The following is a 22,737-nucleotide window of genomic DNA, read 5'->3' as shown; positions in this document are numbered from 1 at the left end:
GTCATCATGCGTATCCGCCGTGTAGTGACCGCCGGGCTGGCCGCAGTACTGCTCGCGGGCTGTAGCGGTCCCGGTCAGGAGGACGCGCCGAGCGCGCCGCCGCTGGTGTCGGTTTCGCAGCTGCCTTCGGAAACCCCGTCGGAAACGCCGTCCGAGACACCGTCGTCGAGCTCGAAGCTCGCGGAGACGCTGTGCGTGCGGATGGACGCCTCGTTGGTGCAGTCGACGCTTGCGGTGCCGGTCGCGAACATCCATCCGGAGACGCCGCCGGTCGACTTCGGCATCCCGACGTACGACGTCTGTCAGCTGACCCTCAGCACGGCTCCGAACGGGCCGGTGCTGAACGTCGAAACTTCGGTGCTTCCGGCAACAAAAGCGACGCTGGCGGCGACCCAGAAGGCGTACGCGGCGACGAAGCGCGAGCCTGCCAAGCCCGCACTGCTGGGCGACGGCGGGTACGGGACGAGCACGTTCGTCGTATTCCTGCTGGGCGGCAGGCTCTACCGGATCGCCGGGCCCAAGGCCACGCTCGCGAAGTACGTCGTGCTCGGGCAGGACGTGATCCGGCAGGCGCCGGGCCTGCCGGAGCCGCAGCTGGAGATCACCCGGCAGGACTGTGAGCGCGGTTCGTCCGCGGCCGAGAAGGTGATGGGCGGGCCGGCGATCGTCCGGCGGGACGGTGAAACGACCCTCGGCGATCCGGTCTGCGGCTGGGTCACCTCGACGAGCGTGCTGTACACCTCGGTACGCCGTACTTCGCAGGCCAAGGCCCTGATGGTCCCGATCCGCAAGGCCGCGACGTCGCAGTCCCTCCCGCTCGGCGACGAGGGGTACGTCGACACCGCGACCGGCCGCACCACGATCCGCGTCGGCGACGACAAGATCGTCGACCTCGTGCCGCTGCCGGCGCGCGCGATCAACCCGGACCTGATGACCCAGTTCGCCCTCGCGATGTCCTCGCTCTACACCCGTTGAACCAGTTCTCGGGCCTCGGCGATGGTGGCGATCGCTTCGCTGATCTCGGTGGGGGTTCGGGCGGCGTAGCCCAGGACCAGACCGGGGGCGTGCGGGAGTTGGCTGTGCCAGGACAGAGGGTGGGTTTTGACGCCTTTGGCCAGGGCTGACGCGGCCAGGTCGACGTCGTCGGTGGAATCGTCGAAGGTGATCGTGAGGTGCAGGCCGGCGGCGGCGCCGTGGATGGTTGCGGTGGGCAAGTAGTTGTGGATGGCGGTGACCATCGCGTCGCGGCGGACGCGGTGCCGGCGGCGGAGGACGCGGAGGTGGCGCTCGAGCTCGCCGGACTCCATCAGGTGGGCGAGCGTGAGTTGCGGGAGCGCCGCGTTGCCCAGGTCGGTTAGGCGTTTGCGGCCGATCAGTTCGTCCTTGTACTGCGGGGGCGCGAGCATCCAGCCGATCCGCAGCGACGGGGCGAGGAGCTTGGAGATGCTGCCCGCGTAGATCACATGGTCGGCGAGCATCGCGCGGATTGCCGGCACTGGCGGGCGGTCGTAGCGGTGCTCGGCGTCGTAGTCGTCCTCGATGATCAGCCCGCCGTCCGCGGCCCATTGGATCAGCTCCCGACGGCGTTCACCGTCGAGCACTACGCCGGTCGGAAAGTGGTGTGCCGGCGTCACCATGACCACCTTGGAGGTGGATTCTCGGAGTACGTCGACCTGTAGGCCGCAGTCGTCGACGGGGATAGGCGGGGTCTGCATGCCCCAGTTCTGCAGGTGCTGCCGGGATCCGAGCGAGCCGGGATCCTCGACGGCGATCTCATGTACGCCGCGCTGCGCGAGCACCTGCGCCACCAGCCCGATCGCCTGCGCGACACCTGCCACGATGATCAGGTCCTCCGGATCGGCTGCGATGCCGCGGTTGCGCGCGAGCCAGTTGGCGACGGCTCGTCGCAGGGCCGGAGTCCCCGCCGGATCGCCGTACCCGAAGCTGGCCGACTCCAGGTCACTCAACACCGCCCGCTCAGACCGCAACCAGGCCGCCCGCGGAAACGCAGCCAGATCCGGCACTCCCGGGGTCAGGTCGATCCGCGCCTGCTCCCCACGCAGCCAATCAAACACGTCGAGCCCTGGGCCGCCCTGGGCCGGTGGCGGGGCTGGGTGGGTGCCGTCGGGTGGTGGGGGTTGGGGAGTGCCGGCCGGTGGATGGGGCTGGTGGGCGGCGTCCGGGGTCGTCTGGGGTGTGCGGGGTTGGGTATGCGGCGTTGCCGGGGAGGGGCGGGTTGGTGTGAGGGGGGTTCGGGCTACTTGGGTGCCGGAGCGGCCGTGGGTTGTTACGTGGCCGTCTTCGGTTAGGCGTTGGTAGGACTCGGTGACCACGCCTCGGGAGATGCCGAGGTCGGTGGCGAGGGTGCGGGTGGCGGGGAGGCGGGTGCCGACCGGGAGGTGGCCGGTGGCGATCGCGGTGCGGAGGCGGTCGGTGAGCCAGTCGGCGAGGCCGCCGGGCGGCGCCTCGGCCGGGTCCAACTGAAGGAAGTCCGCGCCTGTTTTGGACCGACCACTTCTCCCCGGATTGGACCTGTTCACAGGACCATTGTGGCCGGACCGTAGAGGTATGAAAACCGACTACGTCCACGGGTACACCCCGGCAGAGACCCGCCGCCTGACGGACCAGGCCGGAACGCTCGCCGACCTCCTCCACGGCGGCACCACCTACCCACCCGGCAGCCGAGTCCTGGAAGCGGGCTGCGGAGTCGGCGCGCAGACGGTACAGCTGGTGACCCGCAGCCCCGGCATCGAGCTCGTATCGGTGGACGTCTCCGAAGACTCGCTCGCCCAGGCGAAGGCCCGCGTCGCCGTACACGCTCCGGACGTCACCGTCGACTGGCGCCACGCAGACCTCCACGACCTGCGCGGCGAGAAGTTCGACCACATCTTCGTCTGCTTCGTCCTCGAGCACCTCGCCGATCCGGGCAAGGCTCTCGTCAGCCTGCGCGACCTCCTGACCCCCGGCGGCACGATCACGGTGATCGAAGGTGACCACGGCTCCGCCATCTACCACCCGCGCAGTACGTCGGCCCAAGCCGCCGTCGACTGCCTCGTCGACCTTCAGGCCGAAGCGGGCGGCGACTCGCTCATCGGCCGACGCCTCCAGCCGCTCCTCGAACACGCCGGGTACGACGACGTGCACGTCGAGCCGCGCACCGTGTACGCAGATCGGACGCTCCCGCATCTCGTCGACGGCTTCACCCGCAAGACGTTCATCGCGATGGTCGAGTCGGTCCGGGAACGCGCGCTCGCGGCCGGCCGACGGACCGAGGCCGAATGGGAAGCGGGCATCCGCGACCTCGAGAAGACCGCCGAGCCCGGCGGCACCTTCCACTACACGTTCTTCAAGGGAGTTGGTCGAACATGATCGCTCTGCTCGTCCTCGTCGCCGCGGTCTGCCGGGCCCTGAATCGCAACCAGCGCAGGCAGATCCGCCCGATGCTCAACGGCATGGAGGACCGTGACCTGCAACGGCTTGTGGCCGATCTGCGCGCACTCAGCTGACCAGTTCATGAACGCCTGGTAAACAGGGAGTATGGCCCCGACTGAGCAGCTAGAGATCGAGACGAAGTACGACGTCGACGACAGCGTGATCCTGCCGGCGATGCACGAACTGCCCGGCGTCGCTAGCGTTGCTCAACCGGTCGAGCTCGACCTGGAGGCGGTGTACTACGACACCGCCGACCTGGACCTGGCCGCGAACAAGGTGACGCTGCGCCGCCGGACCGGTGGTGAGGACGACGGCTGGCATGTGAAGTTCCCGGTCTCGTCGGGCGAACGACTCGAGGTTCATCACCCACTGGGCCGATCGGTGCAGAGCGTGCCGAGTGCGGTCGTTCGCACGGTCCGCGTGTATGTGCGCGACCGCGCACTCGTCCCGGTCGTGAGGTTGCAGACGAGACGCGTCGTCCACCGCCTGCTCGACGCGGACGGCGACGTACTCGCGGAGGTCGCCGATGACAACGTGACCGCGACGGTCGAGGGCGACGAGCCGGAGAGCTGGCGCGAGTGGGAGGTCGAGCTGGTCGACGGTGACAGGCTGCTGCTCGAGGACGCCGGTGAGCTGCTGAAGTCGGCCGGCGCGCGTCCCGCGAGCGGTCCGAGCAAGTTGGCGCGGGCGCTCGGCAACCGGGTGCCGTCGACCGAGTCGATCAGCTTGCCGAAGAAGCCGCTGACCTCGGACCTGTTCCGCGCGTACGCCGCTGCGCAGGTGAAGGCGATCCACGAGCGCGACCCCGAGGTACGGCGTGATGTTCCGGACTCGATCCACAAGTTCCGGGTCGCGACGCGGCGACTGCGGTCGGCGCTCGCGACGTACCGTCCGGTGATCGACCGCGAGGCCGGCGACGAGATCCGCACGGAGCTCAAGTGGCTGGCGGGCGAACTCGGCGTCGCGCGCGATGCGGAGGTGCAGCGCGAACATTTCGCGGCCGAGGTCGCTGCGCAGCCGGTCGAACTGGTCATCGGCCGCGTGGCCGGGCGGATCGACGATCACCTGCGCGGGGTCTACAAGAACGGCCGCGCGGGTGCGCTCGCGGCGCTGGAGAGCCCGCGGTACTTCCGGCTGCTCGATGCTTTGGACGAACTGCTCGCGAAGCCGCCGGTGACCGGCGACGACCGCAAGGCGAGCAAACAGATCGACGACATCCTCGCCCATGACCGCAAACGTATGCGCAAGGCGGTCAAGCGCTCGAAGGCCGCGGAGACCGTCGCCAAGCAGGACCATGAGCTTCACGAGGTCCGCAAGGCCGCCAAGCGCCTGCGGTACGCCGCGGAGTCCGCCGAACCCGTCCTGGGCGATGACGCGACGAAGCTGGCTGCTCGGGCCGAGGAGGTCCAGGAAATCCTCGGCGAACACCAGGACTCCGTCGTCTCCCGCGACCTCCTCCACCGCCTCGCCCTCGAAGTCTTCGCCGACGGCGGCAACCCGTTCACCTTCGGCCGCCTGCACGCGATCGAAGAAGCCTGCGGCAACACCTCTCGGGCCGCCTTCTACGAACTCTGGCCGACCCTCAAGTTCTGACGGTCTTGCAGGAACGTGAGCCGGGCGGTCAGGTACTCGCCTACCTGGCCGCCCGGAGTCTGGGGTTGGGGCTGTCAGGCAGGTCCGCGTCGAATCAGCAGGGCCTGCCTGACAGGTCTTAGTGTTGGACTGCCTTCTCGGCGCCGGCTCCGGTGAGGGAGCGGACCTCCATTTCGGCGAAGCGGTCGACGTCGACCGGCTCCTTGCTGGTGATGGTTCCCAGCCAGCCGAGAACGAAGGCCAGCGGGATCGTCACGATGCCGGGGTTGTCGAGCGGGAACCAGTGGAAGTCGATGCCGGTGTCGGTGATCATCGACAGGCTCGCGCCGGTCTTCTTGTCGACCTTGCCGGAGACGACCGGGCTGAACACGATCAAGATGATCGTCGAGGCCAGGCCGCCGTAGATGCTCCACAGGGCGCCGCGGGTGTTGAAGCGCCGCCAGAACAGCGAGTAGAGGATCGTCGGCAGGTTCGCACTCGCCGCGACCGCGAACGCGAGCGCCACCAGGAACGCGATGTTCTGGCCGTTCGCGAAGATGCCGCCGATGATCGCGACGATGCCGATCACGACCGCGGTGTAGCGCGCCACGCGGACCTCGCCGTCGCCGCTGATCTGGCCCTTCTTGATGATCTGACCGTAGATGTCGTGCGCGAACGACGTACTCGCGGTGATCGTCAACCCGGCCACCACGGCGAGGATCGTGGCGAAGGCGACCGCGGAGATGACGCCGAGCAGGACCTCGCCGCCGAGTTCGAAGGCGAGCAGCGGGGCGGCCGAGTTCGCCTTGCCCGGCGCGGCCTTGATCCGGTCCGGTCCGACGATCGCGGCAGCGCCGTACCCGAGGACCAGGGTGAACAGGTAGAAGATGCCGATGATCCAGATCGCCCAGCTGACGCTGCGGCGGGCTTCCTTCGAATCCGGAACCGTGTAGAAGCGCATCAGCACGTGTGGGAGACCGGCGGTGCCGAGCACCAGCGCGAGAGCCAGCGAGATGAAGTCGAGCTTGGTGACGCCGGTGGCGCCGTACTGCAGGCCGGGCGACAGCAGCTTCTCGCCGGCGGCCGGGCTCTTGTCGACCGCTGCGCCGAGCAGGCTGGACAGGTTGAAGGTGTACTTCGCGAGCACCCAGATCGTCATGATGCCGGCGCCGATGACCAGCAGCACGGCCTTGACGATCTGCACCCAGGTGGTGCCCTTCATGCCGCCGACCAGGACGTACGTGATCATCAGGATGCCGACCACGGCGATGACGATGCTCTGTCCGGCCCGGTGACTGACGCCGAGCAGCAGCGCGACCAGACCGCCGGCACCCGCCATCTGCGCCAGCAGGTAGAAGAAGCAGACGACGAGGGTCGAGATCGCGGCCGCCATCCGGACCGGCCGCTGCTTGAGCCGGAACGACAGCACGTCGGCCATCGTGAAGCGGCCGGTGTTCCGCAGTAGCTCGGCAACTAGCAGCAGTGCGACTAGCCACGCGACCAGGAAGCCGATCGAGTACAGGAAGCCGTCGTACCCGTTCAGCGCGATCGCGCCCGCGATGCCGAGGAACGACGCGGCGGACAGGTAGTCGCCGGAGATCGCGATGCCGTTCTGCGGGCCGGTGAAGGACCGGCCGCCGGCGTAGAAGTCGGCCGCGGTCTTGTTGTTGCGGGAGGCCCGGAACACGATCGCCAGCGTGGCCACGACGAACAACGCGAAGATGATGATGTTGACGGTCGGGTTTCCGATGTCAGTTGCCAGCGGCAACATCAATGGGGCGGTCACTGTGCTTCTCCCTCGATCTGGCGGCGCAGCTTCTCGGCGTCGGGGTCGAGCCGGCGGTCGGCCCAGCGGACGTAGATCAGCGTGATCGCGAACGTCGACACGAACTGGCCGAGTCCGAAGAGCAGGGCGACGGTGATGTTGCCGCCGACCTTGTGCGACATGAAGCCGTGTGCGTAGTCGGCGAGCAGGACGTAGACGAAGTACCAGACCAGGAACAGTGCGGTCATCGGGAACACGAATCGCCGGAACCTGCGACGCAGCTCGGAGAAGTCCGGCGAAAGCTGGACGTCCCGATAGGTCGTCAGGTCCGGATCGCGTGTATCACTCATCGCGAGCCTCCAGGAGGGATCGAGCCGGGCGGAAGAGGCCGGCTGCGTCGTACTGTGGCCTGGGTCACGGCGGCCGCGACAGCACCGGCAGGCATCGAGCGCTCAGCGGAGCAGACCAGTCGTTCGGTGGATCACTCGACTGCGCCGAGCGGTAGGAATCACACGACGAACGGTCTCAGCGAGGTGGCAGGCCGCGGTCGACGTCGACGGCCTCCGGGGTGTGCAGGCGGACCATGCTGCGGGCAGTCCCGGCCGGGATGCGGTCCGGGGTGAGCTTCGAGACCACGATGACAGTGATGAACGCGAGCGGCATCGTCCACGCGGCCGGCTGACCGACGAGCGCCCGCGGCCAGCCTCCTTGCGGTGCACCGGCCACGTGGATCAGAGCGGCGGCGCTGGCCGCGATCCCGCCGACGACCAGCCCGGCCGCCGCTCCTGTGGTGGACATCCGCCGCCACCAGATCCCCAGCACCAGCAGCGGGCAGAACGTCGACGCAGCAAGGGCGAACGCGAGCCCGACGGTGTCCGCGAGGCTCAACGCACCCGTCACCGTGAACGCCAGATATGGCACGACCATCGCGATCAGCGCCGCGATCCGGAAGCTGTTCACCGCGACGTAATCGCCGCCGGTCCACTCGCGCAACCGGCTCCGCAACAGGTCCTGGTCGATCACCCCGGCGATCGCGACCGTCAACCCCGACGACGTCGACAGGAACGCGGCGAACGCTCCGGCAGCGACCAGTGCACCGAGCAGATCCCCTGCTGTACCAGGGAAAACTCGCCCAGGCAGCTCGAGTACGACGGTGTCCCCGCCGCTGGCCACGAGATCGGGCGCGAACGTCCGCCCGAGTACGGCGTACATCGGCGGGAAGAGGTAGAACAGGCCGAGCAACGCGAGCACGACGACCGTCGTACGCCGGGCCGCGCGGCCGTCCGGGTTGGTGTAGAAGCGGACGAGGACATGTGGCAGCCCCATCGTCCCGAAACAAAGGGCCAAGAGCAACGAATACGTCGCGTACAGCGGATGGTCGCGACCGCCCGCGCGGGACAGCGGCTCGGCCCAGGCGGCGGCCGCGCCGTGCAGTGAGTCCAGTACGCCGGTCGGCTGGTGCCACGCGAGCAGGATCACGAAGATTGGCGCTGCCAACGCTGTCAGCTTGAGCCAGTACTGGAACGCCTGGACGAACGTGATCGAGCGCATCCCGCCCGCGGCGACGTTGATCACCACGATCACCGCGACGATCATCGCCCCGACCTGCGGCGGTGCGCCGGTGACGGTTTGGACGGCGAGACCGGCTCCGTGCAGCTGCGGTAGGAGATAGAGCGTCCCGATCCCGACCACGAGACCGGCGCAGATCCGGCGTACGGCGTCGGACTCGAAGCGGGTCTCGGCGAAGTCGGGCAAGGTATACGCACCGGACCGGCGGAGGGGAGCCGCGACGAGGACCAGCAGCATCAGGTAGCCGACCGTGTAGCCGACGGAGAACCACAGCATGTCGGCGCCGTTGACCAGCACCAGACCGGCGACGCCGAGGAACGACGCGGCCGACAGGTACTCGCCGCTGATCGCCGAGGCGTTCCAGCGCGGGCTGACCGCGCGGCTGGCGACGTAGAAGTCGCTCGTCGTCCGCGAGATCCGCAGCCCGAACAGCCCGATCCCGATCGTTGCCGCGACCACCAAACCGATCGCACTCAAACTAATTGCCGGCGACATTTAGTGCCTCCCGGCGGGGATGGTTCGGCGCTTGCGGCGCCCAGGCACGCACCTCGCGGCACTTGAGGACCGCCCACGATGCTCCGCATCGAGGACGCTCCTCAAGCACCCCGATGCACGCACCTGACCACCGCAATCGCTCGAACCCTCCCCGCCGGCAGGCACTATTTCCGTCCGACGAACTCGGTGAACTCGGCCTCGATCCGCTCGGCGTTGCGGACGTAGACGCGGGCGGCGACGTACACGACCGGATAGACCAGGATGCCGAGGATCACCCAGGGCAGCGGCAGGCCGAAGATGGACAGGGTGCGGGTCGGCGGGACGAGCCAGAAGAGCAGCGGGAGGCTGCCGAGGACGAGCAGTACGCCGGCGATGACGGCCAGCGTCAGCCGCAGCTGCGACTGCACCAGCGAGAGCATGTAGATCTCACCGAGCCTGGTCTGCTCGTCGATCTCGCGGGTGCCGGTGGGAATGATCGGACGCCGTGCCGCGCTGGTCCGCGGGCTGGTGACCCGGACCCGACGCGGTCCCTCCGGAGTACTCATCTACGACGCCGTCTCATCGCAGCGAGGTCGATCGGACCAGGAGGTCGCGCAGCTCGCGCGTGTGCCGTCGGCTCACCGGAAGCCAGTCGCTGCCGACCCGGACCGCACAGCGGCCGCCGTCGACGCGCATCTCGTCGATGTGGGCCAGGGCGACCAGTGTGCTGCGGTGGATCCGTGTGAATCCGGCGTCGCGCCAGCGCTCCTCCAGAGTGCTGAGCGGGATGCGGACGAGGTGCGAGTTCTGGCCCGTGTGCAGGCGGGCGTAGTCGCCCTGCGCCTCGACGTACCGGACTGTGGAGCGCTGGACGAACCGGGTGACGCCGGCCAGCTCCACTGAGATCGTCTCGTCCTCGGTCTCGTCGGGCGACTGGAGCGCAGCCGGTGCGCCGGCAGTGACCACGCGGCGTACCGCCTCGGCCAGGCGCTCGGCCCGGACCGGCTTCATGACGTAGTCGGCCGCGTCGAGCTCGAAGGCGGCCACGGCGTGTTCGTCGTACGCGGTGACGAAGACGATCCGAGGACGCGGCTGGCGGAACTTGGACAGCACGCTGGCCAGGTCGATGCCGTCCAGACCGGGCATCTTGATGTCGCAGAACACCACGTCCAGGTCGGAGGCCTGCAGGATCTTCAGTGCCTCCGGGCCGTCGGATGCGGTCTGGATGTCACCGATCCGGGGGTCCTGGCTGAGCAGGTACACCAGCTCGGCACGGGCGGGCTCCTCGTCGTCCGCGACCAGTGCGCGCAGCGGAGTGTCGGCCATAGGCGAACACTACGGCGAGGCATGCACTCCTGAGGAGTATTTGGGGATTCGGAAAGTTACCTTCGTTCCGGCGTCCAGGGCCGTCTCCACGACCAGGCCGTAGGCGTCGCCGTAGACCTGCCGCAGCCGGGCGTCGACGTTGCCCAGGCCGACCGAGTCGCTGCCGGTCTCGCCGGACAGGGCGGCCCGGATCACCTCGGGGTCGCTGCCGGCGCCGTCGTCCTCCACGCTGATCTCAGCCTCGTTGATCCGGTCGCGTGCGCGGATCGTGATCGATCCGGCCCCTGCCTCGAGCCCGTGCCGTACTGCGTTCTCCACCAGCGGCTGGACGACCAGGAACGGGATGACCACCGGCAGCACCTCCGGCGCGATCTGCAGCGACACCTTGAGCCGATCACCGAAGCGGGCCTGCTCCAGCACCAGATAACGCTCCACGTTGCGTAGCTCGTCGGCAAGCGTGGTGAACTCGCCGCCACGCCGCAGTGCGTAGCGGGAGAAGTCGGCGAACTCCAGCAGCAGTTCACGCGCCCGCTCGGGGTCAGTGCGGACGAAGGACGCTATAGCGGCCAGAGCGTTGTAGATGAAGTGCGGGCTGATCTGGGCGCGCAATGCCCGCAGCTCGGCCTCCATAGCCCGCGTACGTTCCTTGTTGAGCTCGGCAAGCTCCACCTGGCCGGACACCCACCGGGCGACCTCTTCGGTCGCCCTGACCAGTGCAGCGGAGGTGTTGTTGCTGTACGCGACCAGCGCGGCGACCACGCGCTCCTCTGTGACGATCGGTGCGACCACCGCCGTACGGATCGGGCACTGTGGATCGCCACAGGCCACGTCATGTGCACCTAGTACTGCGGTTCGGCCCGAGCGGAGTGTAGGCGCCGCGCGGTCCTTGGCGTCACGACGGTGATTGCTCTCGTACGCTCCACCGACGCCGTCCCACGCGAGTACGCCGGACGAGTCGCAGATCGCGATGGCCGCCGTACCGAGGAGGTCCCTGAGGTGGCGGCTCGCTTTGCCTGCCGCTGCGGGGGTCAGGCCTTCGCGCAGGTGCGGACTGGCCAACGAGGCGGTATGCAGGGTCGCATACGTCGCCTTGTCGGCCGGAGTCCCGAAATGCTTCCTCCGCCGCGCGAACACCCCCTGACGGTAACCGCTCAGCCCTCCGCACGCGGCCTGAACGCCTCCAGCGCCTCCGTGTCGGAGTACGTGCTCAGCAGGTACTCCGCAACCCACGCCTCCCGTCCTGGGTACGTCGACTCGCGCACGATCCGGTCGGCGGCCGCAGCCGCGTCCAGCGCGGATCGACGCAGTTGCACGCCGTCTGCGGTGAGGAGCGCCCAGCTCGGACCGGGTGCGCCGTACGGCATGCCGACGCTGCCCGCGTTCACTACCAGGCGCCGATCGACCTGACGCGCGAACGGCATGTGCGTGTGACCGCACACCACCGTCCTGACGTCGGCCGGCAAACCCCTGAAGACCGTGGACCAGCGCGAGATCGGACTGTCGGCCAGCACCATCTCCTCGTCGTCGCGCGGAGTGGCGTGACAGAACAGCGCGTCTCCGATCGTCACAGTCGTGGGCAGTCCGGCCAGCAGTTCGACCTGATCCGGCCGCAGCTGCTCGGCAGCCCACCGGCTCACCTCGTCCGGCGGCTTGGCGTCGTACGTCCCCCGAGCCATCTCGACCAGCTCCCGGTCCGCGTTGCCGCGCACCCACACCGCCCGATCGCCCAGCGCCGTCAAGACATCCAGCGTCTCCACCGGCTGCGGCCCACTGGCGATGTCCCCGGCCAGCACGATCACATCAGCATCCTGAGCGTCGGCCAGCACCGCCTCCAGTGCAGGCAGCACCCCATGAATGTCAGCCAGTACGGCAATCGTCGTCATGCCCGCAGTCTGCCGCGAAAACCTTTGCTACGAAGGGACATCTGCTCAGAGCAGATCACCGGGCGAAGTCGATCAGGTTGGCGGCGACGACGTCGGTCGCCCGTTCGCACCTCGCGGTATCGAGGGTGCAGCGAACGACAGTGGTCTTGGTGTTCGGGTCCTGACCACCCCCGGTCACCACCGTGGACATCAGAAGATGCTGGTCGTCCTCCGCAACAGCCCGGTAGAAGCAGCCACTCCACTGGCGTCCGACGGCGCCGCTGTGCGAGTCGAGCGCGGTGATGATGTTGCTGCAGTAGCTGTCGCCGTACGCCGGTGTGCCGATCGCGACGGCGTCGTCGGGCGTGAACCCGGTGACGTGGTAGTCGCAGGTCGTGAATCGCTTCTTGCCGGTGGCGATCTCGACCACTGTGGAGCAGCCGTCAGCGCTGCTGTTCCACGGCTGCGTCGACGCCAGGCGACCGTCGTCCGAGACAGCCATCACGTCTCCGGTGACGGTCTTCATCAGAACGGGCTTCGCGGCGCCCGGCGTCCAGCTGTAGAGCTTCATGGTTGTCAAGGCGCCCTTGACGTTGGCCTTGTAGTAGATCTTGTCCTTCGCGTACGCGAGCACGTGGATGCTCTGGACGTCCGGGAGCTTCACGGATTGCTGCGAGCCACCGGTCTCCGAGTAGAGCGTCGCGCCGTACGTCTGCTCTCCGACGACCACCGGCGGGGTTGCCGCGTACGCCGCCGCCGTCTGATCGGCGGTCCCGGTGAGCGTCATGACCTGCGGCGTACGGCGTACCACCGCTCCGGTGGAGTCGACCTTCAGCAGCTCACCGCCGGCGCTGGTTGCGAGCACGCTGCTGCCCAGCCGGACGACGCTCATCAGGCTTGCACTGACTGGGACCTTGAGTTCCTTGCCGGCGCCGAGCACCGTGCGGTGGACCCAGTACGTCAGCTGCGGACTCTTGCCTTGCGTCAGCTTGGCCGCCTCGAGAGCGACCGGGCCTGAGGGCGTCTCTGGTGTCGTCGTCGACTTCTGCGTGAGTGATGGCTTCGGCGTCGGGGTCGGCTTGGGTAAGACGACCGGCGTCGAGGTGAGCATCGAGGGCGTCGGTGACGGTGTGGGGCTCGGGGCGCCGCCCAGTGGTGCGGCGAGGGCCGAGGCGGCTGCCTCGGGGCGCTGGCGGTAGGCGAGGGCTCCGCCGACCGCGACAGCAGCCACAGCGATGGCCGCGACGACAGCGATCAGACGGCCGTTCGGCTGCCGCTTGGGCGGAGTCGTCAACTCAGTCCCCGATCAGTAGTGCGCCCTTGGCAAGGGGCGTGGCGAGTTCGCAAGCACCGGTAGAGACAGTGCAGCGGATGATGGAAGCAGGGGTGTCCTCACCGGTGTCGGCAAGTAGGAGCAGGTGCTGGTCGTCTTCGGGGACCCACTGGCGGAACACTCCGGACCACTCGTGCAGCAGAGTGCCCTTCTTGGCGTCCAGTGCGGCCGCGATGCCGTTGCCGTATCCGTCCTGGTACATCGGACCGGCGATCGCGGTCGCGCCGTCCGGGGTGAAGCCGACGATTTGGTAGTCGCAGGTACGCCAGAGCCGTTTGCCTCCCGGGACCGTCAGGAGACTGCTGCAGCTGTTCTGGTCGGCCAGCGTGGTCAGCGAGCCCGCCGTACCGACGCTGGAGACAGCCATCGCGCTCGGGACTGACTTGAGCGGCGTCGCCTTCGACTCACCCGGAGACCACTCGTACAGGCTCGTCGCACCGTCCTGGGTCGTCCCGGCGTCGAAGTACACCTTGCCGTTGAGATAGCCCAGCAGGGAGGTGTTCCACACGCCCGGCACAGAGACCTTCTGTACGCCGGCGCGGCCCTGGTCCTGCGCGGCGTAGATGGTCGCTCCGGCCATCGACTCGCCGGTGTCCTTCAGACGCGAGCCGATGTACGCCGCGCCGAGGCCGTCGTCGGTGGTGACGATCTGGGTGATGTCCGGGGTCCTGGCGGTGATCCTGCCGTCGGTGTCGATCGTCAGCATCTCGGTGCCGTAGCCCTTGGCGACCACAGCGAGGGCCGACGAGCCGAGCCGGGCGACCTCCTGGATGTCGGCGGTGCCCGGGACCTTGACGTCTCCGCCGGCGCCGCCGCGGATCGTCCGGCCGGTGAGATATGCGATCTGCGGCGCCCGGCCGGTCGGCAGCTTGTCGAGGACGATCTTCGTCTTCAACGGTCCGGCCGGCGCACTGCTCGGCGTCGGCGTCTTGGAGGGCGTCGGTGTCGGCTTGGCCGTCGTCGGGTTGCCGGCGGCGGGGGACGGCGAGGTGGAGAGCGGGGCCGCCTCGGCCTCGGCGGTCTGCGGGCCCTGTCGGTAGGCGAGAGCTCCGCCACTCGCGATAGCACCCACCGCGACGGCTGCGACGAGGGCGACGAGGCGGCCGTTCTGCACTCGCATCGGCGATCTCCTAACAAACGAACCTGGTCATGGCACGGCTGGTGGGGACCGTGCGGCGGGACCACGGCCGGGCGGGACCCAGGGGCCCGCTGTCGGGGGATCTGACGTCACGAAACACCGCTTTGTTCACTCCAGCGAACGAGTCGCAGGACGGATCGAGCATAATTGCGCCATGGACCAGCCACCCCGGATCGGCCGGTACTCCCTGGTCCGCCGGGTGGGTGCCGGAGGTTTCGCGACCGTCTGGCTGGCGCGGGACGAGCAGCTGGACGCCGAGGTCGCGGTCAAGATCCTGTCCGAGAACTGGGTCGAGGACGAGGACGTCCGCCGTCGCTTCCTGGCCGAGGGCCGCTTCCTGCGCAAGGTCGACTCGCTGTACGTCGTCGGCGTCCACGACATCGGTGAGGCCGACGACGGCCGCCCGTTCATGGTGCTGACGTACGCCGACGGCGGCACGCTCGCCGAGCGGATCAAGGCCGGGCCGCTCGAATTCGGCGAGGCGGTCCGGATCATCACGCAGGTCGGGCGCGGCCTGAAGCACCTGCACGCCCGCGGCGTACTGCACCGGGACGTGAAGCCGGCCAACGTACTCTTCCGCACCGACTCCGCCGCAGGCGATCGTGCGATGCTGTCCGACCTCGGACTGGGCAAGTCGCTGGCCGAGGTGTCGCGGATCACGATGCCCGGCGGCACTCCGGCGTACGTCGCCCCGGAGCAGGTGATGGGCGACCGGCTGGACCACCGGGCAGACCTGTACTCACTAGGCGCCGTCGCGTACGCCGCCTTCACTGGCCAGGCGCCGCATGGCGTTGCCAGCCTGGGTGCGGTGATGCAGATCGACGCACCGCCGCCGTCGATGACCACGCTTCGCGAGGACGTACCGGACGCGATCGATGTCGTCGTACGGCGTGCTCTCGAGCCGGACCGCGATCAGCGCTGGCCTGACCTCGACAGCTTCCTCAATGCGCTGCGAGAAGCTCACACCACGGGCAAGGTCCCGGCTGGGTTGGTTCCGGCCGCGGAGATGCCTGCACCTGCACCGCCGGCCGCTCCTGTCGACCAGGCGACCGCACTGGCCAGCTCGAACGAGCCAACCGTTCCGGTGAAGCCCAAGCGCCGCAGGCGTGCTGCAGTGATCACCACGCTCGCGGCGCTGGTTCTTGCGGCAGGTGGTGGGTACGGCGGCTACGAGTACGTCCTGACCCGCCCGATCAAGGTGGACGACAAACCGCTGTCGGTAGAGGTCCCACGCTCGTGGAAGCAGAAGGCAGTTGACGGACAGCAGTCGCTCCTGGTCAGCACCAATACGTCCACGTGGCAGACCAACTCCAGCGTCGAGGGCGTCTTCGTCGGCGTGGTGAACGCGACGTCGCTGCCGACGAGCGTCACGGCGCCTGACGGCTGCACCGCGAGCTCCGGAGACCAGAAGACCATCGGCGGTCAGGCGGCAGTCACATTCCAGCTCAGCTGCGGATCCAACCCGGGCATCGTCGAGCAGTACCGACAGGTCAACGCGAGCACGCTGCTCCGGATCCAGGTGCGAGCATCGGACGAGAAGACCCGGACCGACGTGCTCGACTCAGCGGCGTACAAGCCTTAAGGCACCAGCGACGTCAGCGACGAGATGGATGCCTTGTGCAGGCGGGGGATGACATTCAGCGTGGCCGGGTCGGACGCGTACAGGTACGAGCCGGACTCGTAGACCAGGTACGCCGTCCCGTTGTACTCCGTGATGCCCTCGGTCATGCTCGGCGCGCGGAAGCAGCTCAGCGCGGCCGCGTCCAGGTCCTTCTGGCCACGCTTCACCACATAGATGTTGCTGCGGTTCCCACGCCCGTACGACGTGCTGTAGATGAAGTGGTTCGCGGTGACGGTCAGGCCCTGTGTCTTGGTCGGGATCTCCCACGCACCGGACTGAGTGGTCAGCGTGCCGTCGTCGGCGATCTTGTACTCGTACATGGTCCCGCGGCCGGTGTCGTTGAACGTCCCGGCGAACAGCGAGTCGCCGTAGCTCCCGATGAAGGACGAGCCGGCGACATCGCGCGCAGTGCCGACCTGTGCGAGGTACGGCGTACCCGCGGCCTTCAGGGCGTCGCGTAGCTCGGTCAGCCGGTACTTGCGGATGCTGCTGCCCTGACCGGCCACGAAGGCCCAGCCCTTGCTCACGGTGATCCCACCGACGTGCGACTCTGCGATCGCGACCACGCCGACCGTCGAGCCAGTGGACGGGTCGATGCCGTAGATCTCGGAGTCGGCGCCTTCGCGGTACGCCGCGACGAGGAGCAGATCCTTGCCGGAGCCGTCCCAGTTGTACCAAGTGCCCGCACCTTGCGGGGTGTACGTGCTGAGGTTCGGGATGCTCGCACTGTTGCTGAACCGGGCGTCGTACTTCTTCGACGCGGACGGCCCGTCGTAGAACGTGGCGCCGCCGGTAGTAGCGGTGTCGCAACTGATCGCGGCGTGCGCCGGCAGGGCTGAGGTGAGGGCTGCGGTGAGGGCGGCGGCGGTGGTGAGGAGGGCGGTCGGGAGGGCGAAAATGCGCATGGTGACCTCTGGAGGTTGGGCGGAAACCTACGAGAAACTCAGAGTAAATCGGCAGTGAGTAACAAGCGAGGGCTCACCGGGCGGCAGATCGGCGAACGGACGCCGTACGGTTGTCGCATGACCGATCTGTCCGCGGCGATCGACCGCGTTCTGCCCAGCGTCCGTGCCGACCTCGAGGACCTCATCCGGATCCCGTCGGTCAGCTACGAACCGGCCCGTGCGGCCGACGTCCAGCGGTCCGCCGAGGCGACCGCCGCGTTGTTCGAGGCCGAGGGCTTCACGGTGAAGATCGTGCGCGCCGGCGACGGCGCGCCCGCGGTGATCGCGAAGAAGCCGGCCCCGGCCGGCAAGCCGACCGTGCTGCTGTACGCGCACCACGACGTCCAGCCGACCGGACCGGTCGAGCAATGGACCTCGGACCCGTTCGAGCCGACCGAGCGCGAGGACCGGCTGTACGGCCGCGGCGCCGCCGACGACAAGGCCGGGATCGCCGCGCACCTCGCCGCCGTACGGGCCTTCGGCAACGATCTGCCGGTGGGCGTGACGGTGTTCGTCGAGGGCGAGGAGGAGATCGGCTCGCCGACCCTGCTGCAACTGCTCGACGAGTACTCCGAGGATCTCGCCGCGGACGCGATCGTGATCGCGGACTCCGGCAACTGGGAGGTCGGTACGCCGGCCCTGACCGTCTCGCTGCGCGGCCTGGTCGAGGCGTACGTCGAGGTGCGGACGCTCGATCACGCCGTACACTCCGGTCTTTTCGGTGGGCCGATCCCGGACGCGCTGTCGGCGCTGTGCCGGCTGCTTGCCACCCTGCACGACGACAAGGGCGATGTCGCGGTCGATGGGCTGCACGCGTCCCGCGCGGCGGATGTGGTCTACCCGGAGGACCGGCTGCGGGCCGAGTCCTCGGTGCTCGATTCCGTCCGGCTGACCGGTTCGGGTTCGCTCGTGGACCGGCTGTGGACGCGCCCGGCCGTTGCAGTCGTCGGTATCGACGCGCCGTCCGTTGCGGAGGCCAGCAACACGCTGGTGCCGGTCGCCCGGGCCAAGGTGAGCCTGCGGGTCGCGCCCGGCGACGACGCGATCAAGGCCAGCGCAGCATTGCGTGAACACTTGGAGAACCACGCGCCCTGGGGTGCGCAGGTGACCGTGACCGAGGGCCAGAACGGCCAGCCGTGCAGTGTGAACGCGCGCGGCGCCGGCTACGAAGCGGCCCGTTCGGCGTTCCAGGAAGCTTGGGGCGTGGAGCCTGTGGACATGGGGATGGGCGGCTCGATCCCGTTCATCGCGGAGTTCCAGCAGACGTTCCCACAGGCAACGATCCTCGTCACCGGTGTCGAGGATCCCGACACCCGCGCCCACGGAATCGACGAGGGCCTGCACCTCGCCGAGTTCTCGAAGGTGTGCCTCGCAGAAGCCCTCTTGCTTCAGAACCTGGCCAACCAGGCGTGAGCGGGCTTTCCGGCGACCCAGTGTTTGGCATAGGTTTCGGCGAGTGAAGATCGCAGTCGTACGGGAGACGAGACCGGCGGAGCGCCGGGTCGCGCTGGTGCCGGAACAAGTCGCGAAACTGATCGAGCTCGGCTACACGGTCGCGGTCGAGCCGGCCGCCGGTGAGCGCGCGCTGTTCTCCGACGACCAGTACCGCGATGCCGGCGCCGAAGTGGCCTGGGGCGCCGACCACGCGGCCACGATCGTGGCATCGGTCCAGCCGCTGGAACGCGAGCGCCTGCAGCGGTTGCACGCCGGTACGGCGCTGATGTCGTTCCTGCCGACCAACCCGCCGGACGTGGTCCGGACCGCGACTCGCGCCAAGCTGACCGCGTTCGCGATGGAGCTGATCCCGCGGATCTCCCGGGCCCAGTCGATGGACGCGCTGTCCTCCCAGGCGCTCGTCGCCGGGTACCGGGCCGCGATCGTCGCCGCCGAACGGCTCCCGCGGTTCTTCCCGCTGAACATGACCGCGGCCGGCACAGTCCCGCCGGCGCAGGTCGTCGTACTCGGAGCCGGCGTCGCCGGTCTGCAGGCGATCGCGACCGCCAAACGCCTCGGCGCGGTGGTGAAGGCGTACGACGTGCGTACCGCGGCCGCCGAGGAGATCGCGTCGATGGGCGCCGTACCGATCGAGCTCGAACTGGGCACCCTCGACGGACCCGGGGGATACGCCCGCGAGATGACACCCGAACGCGCACAGCTCCAGCGAGAACTGCTCACGCCGTACATCGCCGCAGCGGACGCACTCATCACCACAGCCGCCGTGCCCGGTCGTACTGCGCCGCTGCTGGTCACGCGATCGATGGTCGAGCAGATGAAGCCCGGATCGGTCGTCGTCGATCTGGCGTCGGAGCAGGGCGGCAACGTCGAAGGATCCGTCGCCGGGACCGAGCTGACCATCGGCCAGGCGCTCGTCTGGGGCGGCGCGAACGTGCCGTCGCAGATGGCCGGTCCGGCATCGCGGCTCTACGGTCAGAACATCGCGAACCTGATCCGGCTGATGACCCGCAACGCCGCCTTCGACCCCGACTTCGACGACGAGATCGTCCGCGGCTGCTGCGTCACCCACGACGGCAGCGTGCTCCACGAGCCCACCCGCGAGCTCCTGAAAGGCCAGGCTTGATGACCGAGTCCATTGCGCTGCTGACGATCTTCGTCCTCGCGGCGTTCGTCGGGGTCGAGGTGATCAGCAAGGTCTCCTCGACGTTGCACACCCCGCTGATGTCCGGGGCGAACGCCATCCACGGTGTCATCCTGGTCGGCGCCATCATCGTCACCGGCTCGGCCGACTCCGCCATCGTGGTGATCGTCGGGCTGCTGGCCGTCGTCCTCGCGACCGTGAACATGGTCGGCGGGTTCGTGGTCACCGACCGGATGCTGGAGATGTTCAAAGGTCCGGCGGCTCGTAAGAAGGAGCTGCACAAGTGATCCCCACCTGGGCCCAGATCGGCTATCTGGTCTCCGCGGTCTGCTTCATCGTCGCGCTGAAGGCACTGTCGTCGCCGCGCAGCGCCCGGACCGGCAACCTGATCGGTGCCGCCGGCGCGGTGCTCGCGGTCCTCATCACGTTCGCGGCGTACAAGCCGGACCACCTCGCGCCGATCCTGATCGCGCTGGTGATCGGCACCATCGGCGGTGTGATCGGTTCGCGGCGGGTGCAGATGACCCAGATGCCGCAGCTTGTTGCCTTGTTCAACGGTGTCGGCGGCGGCGCGGCCGCGCTGGTCGCCCTGCTCGAGCTCGACGAGGTCTCGTCCGATGCGACGGTGGCGGCGATCGCTTCGGCGTTCACGATCCTCGTCGGAGCGGTGAGCTTCTCCGGATCGGTGGTGACGTTCACCAAGCTGCAGGAGCTGATGACGACGCGGCCGGTGACGTTCCCCGGTCTGCCGGTGCTGTTCGTCGCCTCGATCCTCGGCGGGCTGGCGCTGGGTGTCTGGCTGGTGTCGGACCCGCGCGTGTGGGTCGGCGTACTGCTCTGTCTGGTGGGGCTCGCGATCGGTGTGATGCTGGTGCTGCCGGTGGGTGGTGCCGACGTACCGATCGTCATCTCGTTGCTGAACGCATTCACCGGTCTGACGGTGGCCGCGGGCGGTTACGTGCTGGGCAACACGCTGCTGCTGATCGCGGGCACGCTGGTCGGCGCCGCCGGTACGTTGCTGACCAAGCTGATGGCGGACGCGATGGGGCGGTCCGTGTTCAACATCCTCTTCGGCGCGATCCGGGGTGGGTCGACGCTCGGTGCAGGTACGGCGTCCGATCGACCGGTGATCTCGGGCGGCCCGGAGGACGTGGCGATCCTGCTCGGGTACGCGAACAAGGTCATCATCGTGCCCGGGTACGGTCTCGCGGTCGCCCAGGCGCAGCACGTCCTGCGTGATCTGGTCGAGGAGCTGCAGTCGCGCGGCGTGAAGGTCGACTACGCGATCCACCCGGTCGCCGGCCGCATGCCCGGCCACATGAACGTCCTGCTCGCCGAGGCCCAGGTCCCGTACGAGCAGCTCCGCGAGATGGACGACATCAACGGCGACTTCAAGACCACGGACGTGGTCCTGGTCGTCGGCGCCAACGACGTGGTCAACCCGGCGGCCCGCAACACCCCGTCGGCCCCCATCTACGGCATGCCGATCCTGAACGCCGACGAGGCCCAACGCGTCATCTTCCTCAAACGCTCGATGCGCCCCGGCTTCGCCGGCATCGAGAACGAACTCCTCTACGACCCCCGAACAACCCTGTTGTTCGGCGACGCCCGCGACTCCCTCACAAAACTCCTGGGCGCCCTCAAGACCGTCTGACCCCGGAAAACGCTGTCATCCGAAAAGCCGCGTACTAAACCACACCGCGCCCTTTTCGCGCAACCACCTGACACCTTCCTGCCCGAAATGCCCCCACTCAGGTCCAGTCCGGTAAGCAGCCCAGCACCCCCTGGTCACCCCCGGTCAACCGCCCCGAAGCCCCCACCTGCTCAGTCAATCAGCTTGGGATCCCGTCGCGTTCGCGTGGCGCCGAGCGGATGAATGCGTCGTCTGCAGCCGCCCAATACTTCAGAAACAATTCCTGTGCCAGATTAACGACCGCCCGGCCGTGATGAACGACCGCGCCGACTGAATTCATCGGTGTCGACGGAGCAGTACGAACCATTGCGTCATATTGCTGAAGCTAATAGGAATAACCATCCCTGGGTGCGCAATTCTTCGGCTGGGATTCAGCTACGAGGTAACGCACATCAATACCGCTCTCAAGGAACGGCCGGTCGGGGCACTCAGACCCAGCCGCGCTTGGCGGCTGCTACGCCGAGTTCGAAGCGGCTGGCGGCGTCGAGGCGTTCGGAGAGGTTGGCGGTGATGCGACGGGCGGTGCGGAGAGAGATGCCGAGAAGACGCGCAACCTGCTCGTCCTTGGCCCCGCCGGCCAGCAGCCGCAGTACTTCGGCCTCGTGCGGGGTCAGCGGAGCGTCGTCATCGCGGTCGTCGGGGTCGAACAGTTCGGTTGCCTTCGACCAGTAGGAGTCGAAGAGTGCGAGCGCTACCGACACCACGGCCGGGCTGCGATGAATGACCGCGCCCGCAGTCGGATTGTCCGGGTCCATCGGCATGATTGCGATCTCCTGGTCGAGAATCAGGAGTCGCATCGGGAGCGTCGGGGTCGCCCTGACTTCGCATCCGAGTCGGTGGACCGCAGCGGCGTACTCCATCGCCTGCTTCGACGCCGTCATGCTCTGCAGGTAGACGGTACGCAGCTTGATTCCGCGCTCGATGAGCGGCAGGTCCGGTGAATCGTCGATCGAGCGGATCGAGTCGTCGATGTGGCTCGGGACGAGTCCCCAGAAGGTGTCGCGCGCCTTCAGTGCCAGCTCCTCGATCCGACGCGAGGCGTTCGACCGACCCTTGAGGATCTCGACGTCACCGCTGCTGCGGGCGGTCAGGAGCTCGTTGTACTGCTCTGCCACGACCTCGGCTGACGCCTCGGCTTCGCGTAGCTCGCTGAGTTGCCGGTTGAGCTCACTGCGACGTCTCTCGGCCAAGCCGGTGAGTCCTACTCGCGGGTGGACCGCGTGCTCTCCGCCGGGATTCGTCCAGGTCGGCACCAGCAGTTCGAGTTTCCGCAGTCTGTCCATCAGTTCCAGGACAACCTCAGGGGACAAGTCTGCTAGCGCGGCAATCTGGTCGGGCGTACTGTCTGGGTGGCTGAGAAGGGCGTGATAGACCGCAAAGGTGGCTTCGTCCACCCCCAGCGGCTCTAACAC

General features: G+C 68.2%; 21 protein-coding genes. 9 read left to right on the top strand and 12 right to left on the bottom strand.

The window, feature by feature from the left end; genetic code table 11:
* Positions 1–6: 6 nt before the first annotated feature.
* On the top strand, positions 7–975 hold the full coding sequence (locus AB0J62_RS35510) for a hypothetical protein (protein ID WP_363880997.1): 969 nt from the start codon (positions 7–9) through the stop codon (positions 973–975).
* Here AB0J62_RS35510 and AB0J62_RS35505 read toward each other — a convergent pair.
* Positions 963–2,540 carry a PLP-dependent aminotransferase family protein gene (locus AB0J62_RS35505; protein ID WP_363880994.1) on the bottom strand — a complete coding sequence of 526 codons (1,578 nt, stop codon included), beginning with the start codon at positions 2,538–2,540 and terminating at the stop codon, positions 963–965. The genes AB0J62_RS35510 and AB0J62_RS35505 overlap by 13 nt on opposite strands.
* A gap of 28 nt (positions 2,541–2,568) precedes the next feature.
* Here AB0J62_RS35505 and AB0J62_RS35500 point away from each other — a divergent pair, with 28 nt between their 5' ends.
* Genes AB0J62_RS35500 through AB0J62_RS35490 form a run of 3 tightly spaced genes read left to right on the top strand, consistent with a single transcriptional unit; the run spans position 2,569 to position 5,025 of the window.
* Positions 2,569–3,369: a methyltransferase gene (locus tag AB0J62_RS35500; RefSeq protein ID WP_363880991.1), complete on the top strand. Its 801-nt coding sequence runs from the start codon at positions 2,569–2,571 to the stop codon at positions 3,367–3,369.
* Positions 3,366–3,506 (top strand): hypothetical protein, encoded by a 141-nt coding sequence (locus AB0J62_RS35495; protein ID WP_363880988.1) that lies wholly within the window; start codon positions 3,366–3,368, stop codon positions 3,504–3,506. The genes AB0J62_RS35500 and AB0J62_RS35495 overlap by 4 nt, the downstream gene beginning before the upstream one ends.
* A 31-nt stretch (positions 3,507–3,537) precedes the next feature.
* Positions 3,538–5,025, top strand: a complete 1,488-nt coding sequence (locus tag AB0J62_RS35490; RefSeq protein WP_363880985.1) for a CYTH and CHAD domain-containing protein — start codon at positions 3,538–3,540, stop codon at positions 5,023–5,025.
* 118 nt (positions 5,026–5,143) lie between these two features.
* On the opposite strand, the gene AB0J62_RS35485 is transcribed toward AB0J62_RS35490, so the two are convergent.
* The 9 genes from AB0J62_RS35485 to AB0J62_RS35445 all read right to left on the bottom strand — a co-directional run bounded on the left by AB0J62_RS35485 (position 5,144) and on the right by AB0J62_RS35445 (position 14,453).
* Positions 5,144–6,775 carry a cation acetate symporter gene (locus tag AB0J62_RS35485; protein WP_363881029.1) on the bottom strand — a complete coding sequence of 544 codons (1,632 nt, stop codon included), beginning with the start codon at positions 6,773–6,775 and terminating at the stop codon, positions 5,144–5,146.
* An 11-nt stretch (positions 6,776–6,786) separates the two neighbouring features.
* Positions 6,787–7,119, bottom strand: coding sequence for a DUF485 domain-containing protein (locus AB0J62_RS35480; RefSeq protein ID WP_130446014.1), 333 nt, complete (start codon positions 7,117–7,119; stop codon positions 6,787–6,789).
* Between the two features lie 175 nt (positions 7,120–7,294).
* Complete coding sequence (locus AB0J62_RS35475) at positions 7,295–8,833, bottom strand: cation acetate symporter (protein ID WP_363880981.1); 1,539 nt, start codon at positions 8,831–8,833, stop codon at positions 7,295–7,297.
* A 164-nt stretch (positions 8,834–8,997) separates the two neighbouring features.
* Positions 8,998–9,378, bottom strand: a complete 381-nt coding sequence (locus tag AB0J62_RS35470) for a hypothetical protein (protein WP_363880978.1) — start codon at positions 9,376–9,378, stop codon at positions 8,998–9,000.
* A gap of 13 nt (positions 9,379–9,391) precedes the next feature.
* On the bottom strand, positions 9,392–10,138 hold the full coding sequence (locus AB0J62_RS35465; protein ID WP_134105903.1) for a LytTR family DNA-binding domain-containing protein: 747 nt from the start codon (positions 10,136–10,138) through the stop codon (positions 9,392–9,394).
* Positions 10,139–10,147: 9 nt separating this feature from the next.
* Entirely contained in the window at positions 10,148–11,272 is a 1,125-nt protein-coding gene (locus tag AB0J62_RS35460; RefSeq protein WP_363880974.1) for a histidine kinase, read from the bottom strand.
* Positions 11,273–11,289: 17 nt separating this feature from the next.
* Positions 11,290–12,021, bottom strand: coding sequence for a metallophosphoesterase family protein (locus AB0J62_RS35455; protein ID WP_363880971.1), 732 nt, complete (start codon positions 12,019–12,021; stop codon positions 11,290–11,292).
* Positions 12,022–12,076: 55 nt separating this feature from the next.
* Positions 12,077–13,294, bottom strand: coding sequence for a hypothetical protein (locus AB0J62_RS35450; RefSeq protein ID WP_363880968.1), 1,218 nt, complete (start codon positions 13,292–13,294; stop codon positions 12,077–12,079).
* Between the two features lies 1 nt (position 13,295).
* Positions 13,296–14,453, bottom strand: coding sequence for a hypothetical protein (locus AB0J62_RS35445; protein ID WP_363880965.1), 1,158 nt, complete (start codon positions 14,451–14,453; stop codon positions 13,296–13,298).
* Between the two features lie 172 nt (positions 14,454–14,625).
* Here AB0J62_RS35445 and AB0J62_RS35440 point away from each other — a divergent pair, with 172 nt between their 5' ends.
* Complete coding sequence (locus AB0J62_RS35440) at positions 14,626–16,053, top strand: serine/threonine-protein kinase (RefSeq protein ID WP_363880962.1); 1,428 nt, start codon at positions 14,626–14,628, stop codon at positions 16,051–16,053.
* Here AB0J62_RS35440 and AB0J62_RS35435 read toward each other — a convergent pair.
* On the bottom strand, positions 16,050–16,997 hold the full coding sequence (locus tag AB0J62_RS35435; protein ID WP_363880959.1) for a hypothetical protein: 948 nt from the start codon (positions 16,995–16,997) through the stop codon (positions 16,050–16,052). The two genes, AB0J62_RS35440 and AB0J62_RS35435, sit on opposite strands and share 4 nt — an antisense overlap.
* 117 nt (positions 16,998–17,114) lie before the next feature.
* Here AB0J62_RS35435 and AB0J62_RS35430 point away from each other — a divergent pair, with 117 nt between their 5' ends.
* From AB0J62_RS35430 to AB0J62_RS35415, 4 genes are read left to right on the top strand one after another with little or no spacing between them, the layout of a single operon-like run.
* Positions 17,115–18,449, top strand: coding sequence for a dipeptidase (locus tag AB0J62_RS35430; RefSeq protein WP_363880956.1), 1,335 nt, complete (start codon positions 17,115–17,117; stop codon positions 18,447–18,449).
* Positions 18,450–18,492: 43 nt separating this feature from the next.
* Entirely contained in the window at positions 18,493–19,614 is a 1,122-nt protein-coding gene (locus AB0J62_RS35425; RefSeq protein ID WP_134105894.1) for an NAD(P) transhydrogenase subunit alpha, read from the top strand.
* Entirely contained in the window at positions 19,614–19,919 is a 306-nt protein-coding gene (locus AB0J62_RS35420) for an NAD(P) transhydrogenase subunit alpha (RefSeq protein ID WP_363880952.1), read from the top strand. The genes AB0J62_RS35425 and AB0J62_RS35420 overlap by 1 nt, the downstream gene beginning before the upstream one ends.
* Entirely contained in the window at positions 19,916–21,286 is a 1,371-nt protein-coding gene (locus AB0J62_RS35415; RefSeq protein ID WP_363880949.1) for an NAD(P)(+) transhydrogenase (Re/Si-specific) subunit beta, read from the top strand. The genes AB0J62_RS35420 and AB0J62_RS35415 overlap by 4 nt, the downstream gene beginning before the upstream one ends.
* Before the next feature lie 467 nt (positions 21,287–21,753).
* On the opposite strand, the gene AB0J62_RS35410 is transcribed toward AB0J62_RS35415, so the two are convergent.
* On the bottom strand, positions 21,754–22,608 hold the full coding sequence (locus tag AB0J62_RS35410; protein ID WP_363880946.1) for a LuxR C-terminal-related transcriptional regulator: 855 nt from the start codon (positions 22,606–22,608) through the stop codon (positions 21,754–21,756).
* Positions 22,609–22,737: the final 129 nt, after the last annotated feature.

The organism is Kribbella sp. NPDC049584, from assembly GCF_040675555.1.
GTDB lineage: Bacteria > Actinomycetota > Actinomycetes > Propionibacteriales > Kribbellaceae > Kribbella.
This window is presented reverse-complemented; position numbering and strand designations above follow the sequence as displayed.